At 38.8% G+C, this 14,090-nt stretch carries 16 protein-coding genes; all 16 read left to right on the top strand.

The window, feature by feature from the left end; genetic code table 11:
* The first annotated feature begins 7 nt into the window (after positions 1–7).
* The 16 genes from HFM85_RS01545 to HFM85_RS01470 all read left to right on the top strand — a co-directional run bounded on the left by HFM85_RS01545 (position 8) and on the right by HFM85_RS01470 (position 14,028).
* Positions 8–952: a glycosyltransferase family 2 protein gene (locus tag HFM85_RS01545; protein ID WP_173737283.1), complete on the top strand. Its 945-nt coding sequence runs from the start codon at positions 8–10 to the stop codon at positions 950–952.
* Positions 953–982: 30 nt separating this feature from the next.
* Positions 983–2,266, top strand: coding sequence for a glycosyltransferase family protein (locus tag HFM85_RS01540; RefSeq protein WP_173737284.1), 1,284 nt, complete (start codon positions 983–985; stop codon positions 2,264–2,266).
* Positions 2,267–2,292: 26 nt separating this feature from the next.
* Complete coding sequence (locus HFM85_RS01535; protein ID WP_173737285.1) at positions 2,293–3,558, top strand: PEX28-32 family peroxisomal membrane protein; 1,266 nt, start codon at positions 2,293–2,295, stop codon at positions 3,556–3,558.
* Positions 3,559–4,626, top strand: a complete 1,068-nt coding sequence (locus tag HFM85_RS01530; RefSeq protein WP_173737286.1) for a polysaccharide pyruvyl transferase family protein — start codon at positions 3,559–3,561, stop codon at positions 4,624–4,626. It begins immediately after the preceding gene.
* A complete protein-coding gene (locus HFM85_RS01525) occupies positions 4,616–6,130 on the top strand; it encodes a lipopolysaccharide biosynthesis protein (RefSeq protein ID WP_173737287.1) in 1,515 nt (504 codons plus the stop codon). The genes HFM85_RS01530 and HFM85_RS01525 overlap by 11 nt, the downstream gene beginning before the upstream one ends.
* Before the next feature lie 4 nt (positions 6,131–6,134).
* Positions 6,135–6,419 (top strand): acyltransferase family protein, encoded by a 285-nt coding sequence (locus HFM85_RS01520; RefSeq protein ID WP_173754596.1) that lies wholly within the window; start codon positions 6,135–6,137, stop codon positions 6,417–6,419.
* Complete coding sequence (locus HFM85_RS01515; RefSeq protein ID WP_173754594.1) at positions 6,397–7,152, top strand: acyltransferase family protein; 756 nt, start codon at positions 6,397–6,399, stop codon at positions 7,150–7,152. The genes HFM85_RS01520 and HFM85_RS01515 overlap by 23 nt, the downstream gene beginning before the upstream one ends.
* 27 nt (positions 7,153–7,179) lie before the next feature.
* Positions 7,180–8,187, top strand: a complete 1,008-nt coding sequence (locus HFM85_RS01510) for a Coenzyme F420 hydrogenase/dehydrogenase, beta subunit C-terminal domain (RefSeq protein ID WP_330594671.1) — start codon at positions 7,180–7,182, stop codon at positions 8,185–8,187.
* Between the two features lie 58 nt (positions 8,188–8,245).
* Positions 8,246–8,443 carry a 4Fe-4S dicluster domain-containing protein gene (locus HFM85_RS01505; protein WP_173737289.1) on the top strand — a complete coding sequence of 66 codons (198 nt, stop codon included), beginning with the start codon at positions 8,246–8,248 and terminating at the stop codon, positions 8,441–8,443.
* 15 nt (positions 8,444–8,458) lie between these two features.
* Complete coding sequence (gene glmM, locus HFM85_RS01500; RefSeq protein ID WP_173737290.1) at positions 8,459–9,844, top strand: phosphoglucosamine mutase; 1,386 nt, start codon at positions 8,459–8,461, stop codon at positions 9,842–9,844.
* A gap of 94 nt (positions 9,845–9,938) precedes the next feature.
* Complete coding sequence (glmS, locus tag HFM85_RS01495; protein WP_173737291.1) at positions 9,939–11,807, top strand: glutamine--fructose-6-phosphate transaminase (isomerizing); 1,869 nt, start codon at positions 9,939–9,941, stop codon at positions 11,805–11,807.
* Between the two features lie 175 nt (positions 11,808–11,982).
* Complete coding sequence (locus tag HFM85_RS01490) at positions 11,983–12,465, top strand: hypothetical protein (RefSeq protein WP_173737292.1); 483 nt, start codon at positions 11,983–11,985, stop codon at positions 12,463–12,465.
* A 104-nt stretch (positions 12,466–12,569) separates the two neighbouring features.
* Positions 12,570–12,887 (top strand): NimC/NimA family protein, encoded by a 318-nt coding sequence (locus HFM85_RS01485; protein WP_330594670.1) that lies wholly within the window; start codon positions 12,570–12,572, stop codon positions 12,885–12,887.
* A gap of 95 nt (positions 12,888–12,982) precedes the next feature.
* A complete protein-coding gene (gene gloA2, locus HFM85_RS01480; RefSeq protein ID WP_173737293.1) occupies positions 12,983–13,366 on the top strand; it encodes an SMU1112c/YaeR family gloxylase I-like metalloprotein in 384 nt (127 codons plus the stop codon).
* A gap of 97 nt (positions 13,367–13,463) precedes the next feature.
* Complete coding sequence (locus HFM85_RS01475) at positions 13,464–13,661, top strand: hypothetical protein (protein WP_173737294.1); 198 nt, start codon at positions 13,464–13,466, stop codon at positions 13,659–13,661.
* 94 nt (positions 13,662–13,755) lie between these two features.
* Positions 13,756–14,028, top strand: coding sequence for a hypothetical protein (locus HFM85_RS01470; RefSeq protein ID WP_173737295.1), 273 nt, complete (start codon positions 13,756–13,758; stop codon positions 14,026–14,028).
* Positions 14,029–14,090: the final 62 nt, after the last annotated feature.

Below are 14,090 nucleotides of genomic sequence, written 5' to 3'. Positions count from 1 at the left end.
GGGAAAAATGGACAGTAAAGTTTGTGTGCTTATGGCGACATACAATGGTGAAAAGTATGTCTTAGAGATGTTGGAGTCAATAAAGAATCAAACCTATAGTGAGTTTGTTTGCTATATACACGACGATGGCTCAACGGATTCGACTTGCAAAATCATAGATGAATTCTGCAAAGTCAACGATAATTTCATAAGACTTAAATCAGGAACGTGTGGTGGTGCCAAAAGTAATTTTCTTTATATGTTGAAGAAAATTGGAGTCCAATTTAAGTATTGTATGTTTTGTGATCAGGATGATGTTTGGTTACCGAACAAGATTGAAAAATCGGTGGAAGCAATAAAAAAACTGGAAAGTGATAATCCAGCCGTGTCAGCGCTCGTATATTGTGATATGAAGGTCGTTGACGAAAATCTAAAAGAGATTGCTTCGTCTTTTATAAAGTATAATGCTCTATCAGTTGATGAAATCACAATAGATCGTGCTGTTATGAAAGGGTATGCAGCGGGATGTACAATGATTATCAATAACACGTTAGCGAAGGCATCAGTGGTTGAGGATACAAATAATATAATTATGCATGATTGGTGGGTAATGTTAATAGCAAGTGTTATCGGAAAAATCGAATATCTAGATGAGCCGTTAGCATTATACCGTCAGCATGGGACCAATACGCTTGGAGCAAAGCATATAACTCGTTCTTCAAGAATTCGAGAAATCTGTAGTAGAGTTATTTCGGGAAGACAGATGGAAATTACCCGAAGTGGATTATATCAACGAATAAGACAATTAGCATGTTGTAGTTGTATTGATGCGATTGGAACTGATTATCAGGAACTAATAGATGGTGCTGTTTCTTTTGAAAAAAAACGTAAGATTGATCGTTTTATATATGTCTTAAAATTTCGACTGTATCAAAATAAATGGAGTGCTTTATGGACGTGTATTTGTTCATAATGAAGAAAAAAGAAAAGGAAGAAAAGCTGAATGACAAAAGGTGTTAAACAAGGAATAGTTTTCTTTTCCAATTCGGATTATACGCGTGAAACAGGTGGAACAGAAAAATTTCTATCTGAAATTGTGGGAAGGCTGCTATTAAAAGGATATTTTGTAGTACAAGTTTATCCACTTAGAAGGTTGAATCGCATTGCAAAAAGAATCGTTAAAAGTAAGAATATAGAATTTGTTTCTATTAATTTAAACGAATGTTACTATGGAACATTCGAATTATGCAAACTTGAAAAAGTGCTCAATAGTATATCCTATAAATATTCCGTTGCTTTCCAAGGCGTTATAATCAATCAGATGAACTATTTTGAAAAACAAACACTTGGGACTCAATTAAATAGATTAAATCTTCCGATTCGATATATTGTACATGATTTTACATCGGTTTGTCCTTATGTTTTTTGGAGCAGCAAGTCTGGAACTGCCTGCGATAAGAAAATTGTAATTCCATGTGAGACAAATTGTGGAAATTGCAATTATCTTGATAAGGCAATTAAAAATTATAAAAGCTCTGCTGATTTTTTTTGCGATATAAGATCAAATTTGGATATGTTTATTTGTCCATCAATGAATACGCTAGAAAACTTAAAAAGAGTTTTTGACATTCATGTAAGGTGCACTGTTCGCTCTCACCTTATATATGGATGGAAGCATTGCGAGATTAAAAACAAAGCGAAAAAACTTCGGATTGCATATATGGGTCAGCCGGCCAATCACAAAGGTTTTGCAGAATGGAATAGACTAGTCAATGCAGCATCAAAGGAACAATATGAATTTTATTATCTGGGAAATTCTAATATATATCACAAGGATGATGATGTAAAGACAATTCGTGTTGATTATCGAGAAAAGACCTCGAAGACAATGCAGGAACAGCTTGCAGATTTAAACATCGATATTGTTTTTCAATGGTCAAAATGTCAAGAAACATATAGCTATACATATTTTGAGGCAACATCTGCAGGCTGTTTTGTAATAACTAATCCTAATAGCGGGAATATTGCAGCAATGACTTTATTCAATAAGAATGGGATTGTTTTTGAAGATATAGATAAATGTATTGAGTGGATCAAAAGTGGTCAATCCCGAAAAGATGTTGACGAGTATCAGCGAACAGGAAAAAAAATTATTGATATGCGGATGAATCCGGATATATCTGATTTTATTTTTGATGAAAGAAACTTATTAAAAGAAAACAAAAATAATGTATTTAAAAACCCTGTTCTATATATTGTGGGAAAATTCATATATTTTCAGCACTAAGCGATGAATAAGTAGAGGGGTAGAAGATGCGATTTAGATTAAAAATAGGAAAACAAGATTTATTAGAAAAAGTACTCTATTTGATGTTGATTGTCCAAGTTATGGGCATAAGATGGCTGAACCTTACAAGGAGATATTCGTATATTTTTTTGCTTTTACTTCTATTTCAATTTATTTCACGAATTAGGGGATATCGAAAGATTGCAAAGGGATTTTTTTGGTTTCTAATAACATTAGTGTATTTTTGGTATAGTGCCTATAATAACACTTCTGTTGGTATGCAGAATTTCAAATTGTTTTTTCCATCACTTTGTGTGTTTGTATTTGTCGGCTATTTGATTGGCAATCGAAAAGAAACATTGTCACGGTTCTTTTATAAATGTGCATGGCTCTTTAATGTATATTATTTTGTTAATATTCCAGCTCTTATGATAGAACTCGGAGGAAATCTAGCTTTGGCAGGAAAGCATCCAGACGGTGTTGTCAATCCTATGAAGGAAGACCTAATTTGTGGACTTCTTGGTTATAATGGAACGCCATTACTAGGACTGTATACCGCGTTTATGACGGTTTTAAATATTGATATATATGGGAAAATTAAAAACAAAAATTATCGGGTTGCATTTGGCGTATATAATATAATTGTGCTTGCTTTCATGCTTTGGATATCTACAAAAAATGACAACAAGACTTGCTTTCTACTAATCGCTTTGTTTGTTGCAATCTATAAACTGTATGATGTTTATAGGGGAGTGAGCCAGACAACTGTTGATAAAATAAAAGGAATTGCAAAATATATAATATTTGCAATTGCTAGTATTTGTGTTGTCTACAATGTTTTAATTAGAATTGAAGCTACCAATAAAATTCTAACGTCTATTATGACGAGAATTACAGAAGGACTTGACTTGGGAGCAAAAGCAACTGGAAGTGCAGAAAGAATAGGAGCTGTCGTCTACATATTAGGAGATCCAATCCATCACATGTTAGGCTATGGATTAGGTAATTATACATGGCGTCAAAATGGTGCTTTTGGATTTTACCATTTTGGACAAAATGACTTGAGCGTTTTCTTGATGCTTGGTGGTATAGTGTTTGTTGCATTGATATTGCTTATGATTTATTTTATTACAATGGATAATATAAAGTCAAATCTTCTTGCAACAGTTATGGTAGTTTTATTTTTAATACTAATGACATATACGCAACTAGTAACAGAATTTTCTAGTACATGTATTTTGGCATTCTTTTATACATTGTGTTGTTTGAAGTGTAAAGAAGGTGATTGTTGAATGAAAGTAGCAATTTTAACATTTACTTATGGAGATAATTATGGACAGCGATTACAAAATCTTGCAGTGCAAGAAATCTTGCATAGTTATTTTGAAGATGTTTATACTATAAAACAGACTCCATTAGAGTATCCAATAGGATTTAATATTAAGAAAAATGTGAAACAATTATTAAGTGGAAACTATTGCTGTTTATTAAAGCGTCATCAAAACTTTTTGCGGTTTGATGAAAAATACATACGCTACTATGATATACCTATTGCAGAAAAAACTGCGTCATCTTTTCCTGAAAAGGACTTTGATTATTATATTGCAGGGAGTGATCAAATATGGTCACCGTACTCTGAAGATGTAAATAGTACATTGTTCTTACAATTTGCGTCACCAGATAAGCGAATTGCACTCTCGCCTAGTATTGCTGCGGAAGAGGTGCCGACTAACAAGGTCGAATTGTACAAGAAATATTTAACGGGGTTTCGTTATTTATCATCGAGAGAGTATACAGGCTCTCAGTTGATTTCAATGCTGTCCGGGAAAAAAGTGGAGACGTTAATAGATCCAACGCTCATGTTTGATGCGGATTTTTGGGATAAATATGAAAAAAAACCTGACATTGAGTTGCAGGATGATTATGCATTGATTTATATGTTGGGAAGTAATCAGGAAAATGAAAAAATCAAATCATTTTGTAGTACGCATAAATTAAAAATGGTTAATTTAATGAAGGAAAAAAAATATCTAACGCTGGGACCTGATGCTTTTATATATTTAATCCATAATGCAAAAATCGTTTTTACCGATTCATATCACGGTATAATATTTTCTATTTTACATCGTAAGCCGTTCGTTGTTAGCAACCGCGGAGGCACTTCTCTTAATATGAATAGTAGGTTCCAAACACTGTACTGCAAGTTGGGGATTCGTTCAAGAAGTTTTAGCCAATTGGATACTTCGGCGCCTTTTGAAATTAATTTTGAAGGAATATTTGAAAAATTGCGTGATGAGAGAGCAATCTTTAGAGAATATTTAGAAAGATGTTTAGTTGAGGAAAAAGGATATGACAATTAATCAGCGTAAGGCGGGAGTGATTTTATCTTATGCCGGGGAAATAATTAAGATACTGGTAAATCTCGTATACACTCCAATTATGCTTCACCTTTTGGGACAAAGTGAATATGGACTGTACCAACTTGTATATTCAGTTGTTTCTTATTTGAGCTTATTAAGCCTAGGATTTGGTAGTTCCTATTTACGTTTCTATTCAAGATATAAAGCACAAAAGGACGAAGATGGAGTTGCAAAGCTGAACGGTATGTTCATGATCATTTTCTGTTCGATTTCTGTGATTTGCATTCTTTGTGGAATTGTGATGATTGGAAATATCCGTGGCATTTTTGGCACAGGACTTACAGATAGCGAATATGAAACAGCAAGAATATTAATGGGACTCCTTATTATTAATCTTGCAATGACATTCCCGAACAGTGTATTTAACTGTTCGATTACTGCTCATGAAAAATTTCTATTTCAAAAGTTGCTGATTCTTCTTCAGAATTTGTTCAGCCCATTTTTGACGCTACCGTTGCTTATTATGGGGTACGGCTCGATTGGTATGGTTTCCGTTACAACATTTCTGACCTTTGCAGTATTGCTATCCAATATGTTCTACTGCTTTAAGAAATTACATATATGCTTTGAGTTCCGCGGGCTTCAAATTGGATTGTTGAAAGAAATGTGGGTATTTACTTTCTTCATTTTTTTAAATCAGATTATCGATCAGATCAACTGGAGTGTTGATAAATTCTTGTTAGGAAGATTAGCAGGAACAACGGCGGTTGCTGTATACGGTGTTGGAGGACAAATCAACACATTGTATCTTCAGTTTTCGTCGTCTATTTCAAATGTTTTTGTTCCCAAGGTTAACCGCATAGTAGCTGAATCAAATGATGATGCACAACTGACAAGACTTTTTACTAAGGTTGGACGTATTCAGTTTATGGTTTTAGGGCTGATTCTATCGGGATTTGTATTTTTTGGCGTTCCGTTTGTGAAAATATGGGCTGGACCTGAATATGGGGCCTCATATATAGTTGCGCTTTTGTTAATTGTCCCAGTTACAGTTCCTCTGATACAAAACCTTGGAATTGAGATTCAAAGAGCCAAGAATATGCATAAGGCAAGGGCAGTTGTCTATTTGGCAATTGCGATTGCCAACGTATTTATCAGCATTCCACTGATTAAACTTATGGGACCAGCTGGTGCTGCGCTTGGGACAGCTATTTCTCTTATTGCGGGCAATGCCATCTTCATGAACTGGTATTATCATGCCCGAATTGGAATGAACATGATTTATTTTTGGAAAGAGATTGCAAAGTTTATCCCGGCATTGATTGCACCTTGTGTAGTCGGATTTTTCATTATGAAATTTGCCAATATTACGGGACTTGTTAAACTGGGAGTATTTGCAATTGTCTATACAGTTGTGTACGGACTCTCAATGTATTTCTTAGGAATGAATGAAGAAGAAAAGCAGCTTGTTATGGGTCCAATTAGAAAAATCTTAAGGAAATAAAGAGATGAAAGAAAAGAAAGAATATTGGCAAAGCATCCGGGGAATCTGTATATTGGCGGTTGTATTGATTCATTCCTTAGGTGGATTTAATTATTCTACTGGATATGGTGCAGAGTTCGTTGTTCTTCGCCAGATCATCAATTTTGCAGTTGCTACATTTGTTTTTATGGCCGGTTATTTTGTGAATGTCGATGCCTTGTCTGATAAAGAATTCAGTTATAAACACTGGATAATTTATCGGGGGGGGGCGACTGTGTATCCCATTTATGATTTGGTCGCTACTGTATAGTGGACTTGAGCTATTAAAAATCGTACACAGTGGCAATGAGATTCATTGGTTTGGATTTGTTTACCGATTTATTGTTGGAAAGTCAGCAACTCCATTTTACTATATTGTCGTTTTGATGCAGCTTACGATGATGACGCCTTGGCTAGTCAAAACTGTAAAACAAAATGGAGTTATCAGTAGAATTCTATGGTTAGTAACGTCGCTTTACTTAATGTATTTGTACGCTTGGAATTATATAGTTGGTATCTCACCACGTCTATATGAAACATTATTCCCAGCATGGTTTGTCTTTTATTATTTAGGAATTCATGTGCGCTGTGGATGGAAATTGAAATGCAATGGATATGCGGCGGCAGGTGCGCTCGCATTAAGTTGCGTTGAAGCGGTTGGATTGAGAGCAGTAGGATTCGATATTGGATTCTATACGAGTCAGATAACAGTTGGTTCATTTCTTTATTCTGTTACCATAATTGGCTGGCTTCTAAAGAAAAATGAAAATAATCGTAGTGGCTGTCACTTGCTATCAAAGATAGGAGATTGCTCATATGGAATTTTCTATATTCACATGGCAGTGCTGATGATTGTTGGTAGAATTATAGAATGTGAAAACTGGTATGCTTATTGGGCATTGCGATTTGTACTGACATCATTCATTAGTTACATCGTAGTGCATCTTGCTCAGATGACATTGAAGAACCATAAAAAATTGTTGCGGTATATTGGATTTGTATAAAAGGTACTGGAAGAGGAGGATATACTAGTGAAGCCAGAAAAAGTATATGCTTGTTATAGTAAAGATAAAGATGTGAGATTGAGCAGTTCTTCTGGAGCGGTATTTTCTTCTCTGGCAGAGTATGTGCTTAATAAGAATGGCATTATTTATGGTGTCGCGATGTCTGAGGATTGCTATTCGGCAGAATTTATTGCAGTTACGGATCGAAGTGAACTAATAAAACTCCGTGGATCAAAATACCTGCAAGCAAAAGTTGGGGATACATTTAAGAAAGTTAAGGTAGAATTGCAAGCAGGAAAAATTGTGTTATTTACAGGAACAGGTTGCCAAGTAAACGGGCTAAGAAGATTTCTTGGAAAAGATTATGATAATTTGATTTGCATGGATGTGATTTGTCACGGAGCACCATCACCTACATTGTGGAGAGAATACGCACAATATCAAGAAAAAAAGTCTGGTGGAAAACTGAAAGGGATTAACTTTCGTTGCAAGGATGAAAGTTGGACTGATTTTGGCATGAAGGAAGTTTTGGAAAATATTCCAGAAGATTCTGTAAAAAAGTTTTATATATCTAAAGATAAAGACCCCTATATGCAGATGTTTTTAAGAGATTATTGTCTGCGCCCATCATGCTATGAGTGTGTGGCTAAAAGAGAGAAACTGTCTGATTTGACGGTTGCTGACTTCTGGGGGATTAATGATGTCGCTCCAGAGATGAATGATGGGTTAGGAACTTCTCTCGTATTGATTCGAACCCAAAAAGGAAAAGAAATATTTAACTATATCAGTTGCAAAATGAAATTAAAAGAGGTGACATATGAAGCTGGTGTAAAAGGAAATCCTGCTGAATACAAGTCATGTGCAAGGCCGTCACAAAGAGATACTTTTTTTGATGATATGCACACAATGAGTTTCGAAGAGCTGGAAGGAAAGTATGGTGCTCCGATAAAATATTCCTTGAAAACAAGAGCAAAAAGGAAAGTAAAGAAAATAATTAAAAATATGCTTCGAGTAATCGGGGGGGGCAGAGAGTAATACAGAATATGGATTACTCTTTGTGTTTCGTGTTTGATTGTACTAGGGAGGAACTGAATTGAAAGAAATACCAGTACTATATAAAAGAAAAGAAGAATGCTGTGGGTGTACAGCTTGTTATGCCATCTGTCCGAAAGAAGCTATTTCTATGGTAGAGGACGAAGAAGGCTTTGAATATCCGCAAATAGATGACAGTAAATGTGTTCGCTGTTATCAATGTTTAAAGGTTTGCCCTTTTAAGATTGAAGAAGCATAAGAGAGGTAATAAAGAATGGGTAAGTATTTTGGAACTGACGGCTTCCGTGGTGAAGCCGGAATTACATTAACTTCTGATCATGCCTATAAGGTGGGTCGTTTCTTAGGTTGGTACTATAACACATTGCGTGAGCGCAATTGTGACGGCAATCCTGCCCGTATTGTTATCGGCAAGGATACTCGCCGCAGCTCCTATATGTTTGAGTACAGCCTTGTCGCTGGTCTGACTGCTTCGGGAGCGGATGCCTATCTGCTCCATGTTACTACAACCCCGTCTGTGGCTTACATTGCTCGTGTGGATGACTTTGACTGTGGCATCATGATTTCTGCCAGCCACAACCCATATTACGATAATGGTATCAAGCTGATTGACGGTTACGGTGAGAAGATGCCGGAAGAAACGTTGTTGCTGATCGAGGCTTATATTGACGGTAAGCTCCATGTGTTTGATATGGATTGGCCGGAACTACCATTTGCAAGTCGTGATCATGTTGGCTGTACGGTAGATTATGTGGCAGGCCGTAATCGTTACATGGGTTATCTGATTTCTCTGGGTATCTATTCTTTCAGAGGTGTTAAAGTTGGTTTGGATTGTGCCAACGGTAGCTCTTGGAACATTGCAAAGTCTGTGTTCGATGCCCTTGGCGCAGACACCTATGTCATAAACAACAAGCCGAACGGTCTGAACATCAACAATAATGCCGGCTCTACGCATATTGAGGGTCTGCAGAAGTTTGTTGTGGAGAAGGGGCTGGACGTTGGGTTTGCCTACGATGGTGATGCCGATCGGTGCCTGTGTGTAGATGAGAAAGGAAACGTCATCACGGGTGACCATATCCTGTACATCTACGGCTGCTATATGAAAGAACGCGGAAAGTTGCTGAATAATACAGTTGTTACTACGGTCATGTCAAACTTTGGTCTGTATAAAGCATTTGATGAGCAGGGTATTGGGTATGTTAAAACTGCTGTGGGCGACAAGTATGTCTATGAGTACATGGCCAAAAACGGCTGCCGCATCGGCGGCGAGCAGAGTGGCCATATCATTTTCAGCAAGTACGCAAGCACTGGTGATGGTATCCTGACCAGTCTGAAGATGCTGGAAGTGATGCTGGCCAAGAAGAAGCCGATGAGCGAATTGGCGGCACCGTTGAAAATCTATCCACAGGTGTTGGAGAATGTCCGTGTGACCGATAAGAAAGCCGCGCAGAATGATCCTGCTGTGCAGGAAGTAGTAAATAAGGTTGCTGAGGCTCTGGGTGATACTGGTCGCATTCTGGTTCGTGAGTCCGGCACGGAGCCGGTCGTGCGTGTTATGGTGGAAGCACCTGACCACGATAGCTGCCAGAAATATGTTGACGAAGTGGTCAAGGTGATCTGCGAAAAGGGATATAAAGTATAAGGTCAATGACGACTCTGGCAACTACCCGGAGTCGTTTTTTATAAAAAGGAAAATATAATAGGCGAGAGAAATAAATAATGGGAGGGATAAACCTATGTGTGGAATCGTTGGTTTTACTGGAAACCGACAGGCAGCACCGATCCTGCTAGATGGACTGTCTAAACTGGAATATAGAGGATATGACTCAGCTGGACTGGCTATCCGTGATGGAGAGAATCTGGCAGAGGTTGTGAAAGCAAAAGGTCGTTTGTCTAATTTGATGGAGAAAACGGATAACGGCAATGCGTTGAAGGGAACTTGTGGTATCGGTCATACTCGCTGGGCAACACACGGGGAGCCGAGCCAGACAAATGCACATCCTCACGTTTCTGGTAACTGTACTCGCTCTGGCTCTGGGGAAGTTGAGTCTGAGGTCGTTGGTGTACATAACGGTATCATTGAGAATTACACGGAGCTAAAAGAAAAGCTCCTGAAGCATGGATATACATTCTACAGCCAGACAGATACAGAAGTCGTTATCAAATTGGTTGATTACTACTATAAAAAATACAACCTCGGTCCTATAGATGCTATTGCGAAAACAATGGTGCGTGTCCGTGGTTCCTATGCTCTTGAGCTGATGTTCCGTGACTACCCGGGTGAGATTTGGGTGGCACGTAAGGACAGTCCGATGATCATCGGCATTGCGGATGGTGAAACCTATGTGGCTTCGGATGTCCCGGCAATTCTGAAATATACTCGTAATGTATATTACATCGGCAATCTTGAGTTTGCAAAATTGACTCCGGGTGAGGCTCATTTTTATAATCTTGATGGTGATGAAATCGAAAAGCAGACCACCGAGATTAAGTGGGATGCAGAAGCGGCTGAAAAGGGCGGCTTTGAGCATTTCATGATGAAAGAGATTCACGAACAGCCAAAAGCTGTTCAAGATACCCTTAATTCCGTAATCAAGAATGGCACTATCGACCTGTCCAGCGTGGAGATAACTGAGGATGAAATCAAGAATTTCGAGCAGATCTATATTGTAGCTTGCGGTTCTGCATGGCATGTTGGCATGGCCGCTCAGTATGTGCTGGAAGATATGGCAGACATTCCGGTGCGTGTGGAACTTGCATCGGAGTTCCGTTATCGAAAGATGCCGGTCAATCAGAAAGCTCTGGTGATCGTTGTCAGCCAGTCTGGTGAGACAGCGGATACACTGGCAGCATTGCGTATGGCGAAGGAAAAAGGCGTTACCACAATGGCAATTGTCAATGTGGTTGGCAGCAGCATCGCCCGTGAAGCAGATAAGGTGTTCTACACGCTTGCAGGCCCTGAAATCTCTGTTGCAACGACTAAAGCATACAGCGCACAGCTTGCAGCTATGTACTGTCTGTCAGTTCAGTTCGCAAAGGTCAGAGGTAAAATCGCGGATGAGCAGTACAGCTACTATATTTCTGAACTGCAGACTATCCCAGAGAAGATGCAGAAGATTTTGGAAGACAAGGAACGCATCCAGTGGTTTGCAGCGAAGTATGCCAATGTGCATGATGTGTTCTTCGTAGGTCGTGGTATTGATTACGCTGTCTGCTTGGAAGGCAGCTTGAAACTGAAAGAAATCAGCTACATCCATTCCGAAGCATACGCTGCTGGCGAACTGAAGCACGGAACCATTAGCCTGATTGAGCAGGGAACATTGGTCATCGGTGTGCTGACCCAGAGCGAGCTGTACGAAAAGACCGTAAGCAATATGCTGGAGTGCAAGAGCCGTGGAGCTTTTCTGATGGGGCTGACTACTTATGGCAAGTACGAGATTGAAGATCAAGTGAACTTCACGGTGTATGTGCCGAAAGTGGATGAGCACTTTGTTGGCAGTTTGGCAGTGATTCCGCTTCAGTTACTGGGATACTATGTATCCGTTGCCAAGGGTCTGGATGTCGACAAGCCAAGAAACCTTGCAAAAAGCGTGACGGTGGAATAAAAACAGAATCTACAAGGCTGATTTATTTACATACTTGTAATATAATGGGAGCGGTAGCTCCCTACGCTGCTCGTAATAATATCACACACCTCTCCGTGGTGAGCAGCAGGCAACGATCTATTATGATCGGCGAAGATGTGATGAAGAATAAATAGGTGAAGGAGGAAATATTGCAATGCAGATTGATGCTAAGACTGCTAAAGAAATTTGTGGCTATCGCGTAATTGGAAATTATGAAAGTTATTGTTTAGTAGAATTATCAGGAAGAACTGTTAAAATAGATTGCTGTGGCTGTGCATCAGAACATGATTTGTGTTTTATCGATGATAATGGGTTACCACATTCCGCAGGTTATTTGAATTTACATGAACGTTGTGAACTTGACAAGTTAGATAATGCATTGATGTCCGACCTTTTACCACATGAGCGTCGTATAGTTCAAGATTGGATTAGAGATACATTCAATCCAATTAAATCATATAACCCGAAACATTCTACATATTCATTAAAACATCTACTGGAAACTAAAACAGGAATTTATTTAACAAATAACCAGATGAAGGATGCTCTGCTTAATATGGGTTATACCTGCCAAAATGAACATAAAATCAACTGGCTTGTTAATGTTAGCGAAATGGGAATCAAATATGTAAAGTGAACTTAGATAGATAAAAGGGGCACGAAAAAATGAAAGAAATCGTAAAATTCTTAAAAGAAGCTGAAACATATTACTTGGCAACGGTCGAAGGCGATTAGCCGAGAGTGCGTCCGTTTGGCACGGCACATATTTTTGAAGGCAAGCTGTACATCCAGATTGGTAAGAAGAAGGATGTTTCCAAGCAGCTGCATGCCAATTCGAAAGCAGAGTTGTGTGCATTCAAAGGTGGCGAGTGGATTTGTGTTTCCGGTGAGCTGGTAGAGGATGACCGTGTGGAAGCAAGACAGTCTATGCTGGATGCTTATCCGGGACTGAAGAAGATGTATGCCGCAGATGATGGAAACACTGAGGTGTTCTACTTCAAGAATGGTGTGGCTACCATTAGTTCTTTCACCCATGAGCCGAAAGTGATCAAGTTTTGATGATATGCCGTGTGAACTCCTGGAGTTCACACGGTAGTTTTTGAAGGTTGATGTATAGTTTGCAACGGAAATAAAAGAAATGGAGCGTAAGAAAAATGAATTTATCAAAAATACACCACATTGCAATCATCGTATCTGACTACGAAGTTGTCAAGAATTTCTATGTGAACAAGCTGGGATTCTCTGTTATCAGAGAGAATTATCGCCCGGAGCGTAAGGACTGGAAACTGGATCTGCGTGTCAATGAATACACAGAGTTGGAGATTTTCGCTGAGGAAAACCCGCCGAAGCGTGTGAACCGCCCGGAGGCCTGTGGCCTGCGTCACCTTGCGTTCTGCGTTGATAGCGTGGAACAGACAGTGAAAGAACTGGCAGCGGTCGGAATTGAATGTGAGCCAATCCGTGTGGATGACTATACCGGAAGGAAGATGACTTTCTTCCATGACCCGGACGGACTACCGCTGGAGCTGCACGAATAATCATGGGAGAAAAAAGAGCGTATAAATCTCGGAAGCCAGGTGGCGGTCGAAAGAAGCTAAAGCCGGAGTATGATGCTGGGAAAATCTGAAAGAGCAGATGGAAAGTGCTGTGATGCTTTATGAGGAGGAATGCTCCCTCCGATCCATCGCCGATGCTCTAGCTCTAAACCCTATCAAGGTGAGAAAGCTGCTCATCACGGCTGGTGTGTATGAATCGGAAGTGGCCGAGAAGGTACAGGATACCTTTGAGGAGTACCGAGAAACACAGGACTATAAAGAAGCCATTCCCCTGTAATGCTGTTATATTCTGACATAGAATGAAAATTCTGACATATACATTATTGTTGCGATATAATACTGTCAATGTTAAAATGGAAAGAAGGAATTCTATGCTGAATATTTTATGGAGCAGGGAGAAGTATATGATAAAAAAGGCGAAAACAATAGAAGAGGTTTATGCAGCATTTGAACCTTATCCATTGAATGAGAAGAAGCAGATAAATGATTTTTTTGTAGATACATATGAGGCCAGAGGAACAAATGCTGTTAAGCTGATGTCACTTGCACTGGAATATAGTAATAATCCTTATATGAAAATTTTGTTTATGGGACATAGAGGATCAGGGAAATTTACAGAATTATCCTTATCTAATGCGTCGTAAAACCCCTTGCTTCAGCTATGGGGATATAAGACGCGTCCATCGAATTTATGCAAGTAATTGAA

The organism is Blautia schinkii, assembly GCF_013304825.1.
Lineage (GTDB): Bacteria > Bacillota > Clostridia > Lachnospirales > Lachnospiraceae > Blautia_A > Blautia_A schinkii_B.
This window is presented reverse-complemented; position numbering and strand designations above follow the sequence as displayed.

What these genes read in the sequence shown, in the direction of transcription:
- HFM85_RS01545 (WP_173737283.1), top strand. Translation starts at nt 8, where the DNA reads ATGGACAGTAAAGTTTGTGTGCTTATGGCGACATACAATGGTGAAAAG.
- HFM85_RS01540 (WP_173737284.1), top strand. Translation starts at nt 983, where the DNA reads ATGACAAAAGGTGTTAAACAAGGAATAGTTTTCTTTTCCAATTCGGAT.
- HFM85_RS01535 (WP_173737285.1), top strand. Translation starts at nt 2,293, where the DNA reads ATGCGATTTAGATTAAAAATAGGAAAACAAGATTTATTAGAAAAAGTA.
- HFM85_RS01530 (WP_173737286.1), top strand. Translation starts at nt 3,559, where the DNA reads ATGAAAGTAGCAATTTTAACATTTACTTATGGAGATAATTATGGACAG.
- HFM85_RS01525 (WP_173737287.1), top strand. Translation starts at nt 4,616, where the DNA reads ATGACAATTAATCAGCGTAAGGCGGGAGTGATTTTATCTTATGCCGGG.
- HFM85_RS01520 (WP_173754596.1), top strand. Translation starts at nt 6,135, where the DNA reads ATGAAAGAAAAGAAAGAATATTGGCAAAGCATCCGGGGAATCTGTATA.
- HFM85_RS01515 (WP_173754594.1), top strand. Translation starts at nt 6,397, where the DNA reads ATGATTTGGTCGCTACTGTATAGTGGACTTGAGCTATTAAAAATCGTA.
- glmM (WP_173737290.1), top strand. Translation starts at nt 8,459, where the DNA reads ATGGGTAAGTATTTTGGAACTGACGGCTTCCGTGGTGAAGCCGGAATT.
- glmS (WP_173737291.1), top strand. Translation starts at nt 9,939, where the DNA reads ATGTGTGGAATCGTTGGTTTTACTGGAAACCGACAGGCAGCACCGATC.
- HFM85_RS01490 (WP_173737292.1), top strand. Translation starts at nt 11,983, where the DNA reads ATGCAGATTGATGCTAAGACTGCTAAAGAAATTTGTGGCTATCGCGTA.
- gloA2 (WP_173737293.1), top strand. Translation starts at nt 12,983, where the DNA reads ATGAATTTATCAAAAATACACCACATTGCAATCATCGTATCTGACTAC.
- HFM85_RS01475 (WP_173737294.1), top strand. Translation starts at nt 13,464, where the DNA reads ATGGAAAGTGCTGTGATGCTTTATGAGGAGGAATGCTCCCTCCGATCC.
- HFM85_RS01470 (WP_173737295.1), top strand. Translation starts at nt 13,756, where the DNA reads ATGCTGAATATTTTATGGAGCAGGGAGAAGTATATGATAAAAAAGGCG.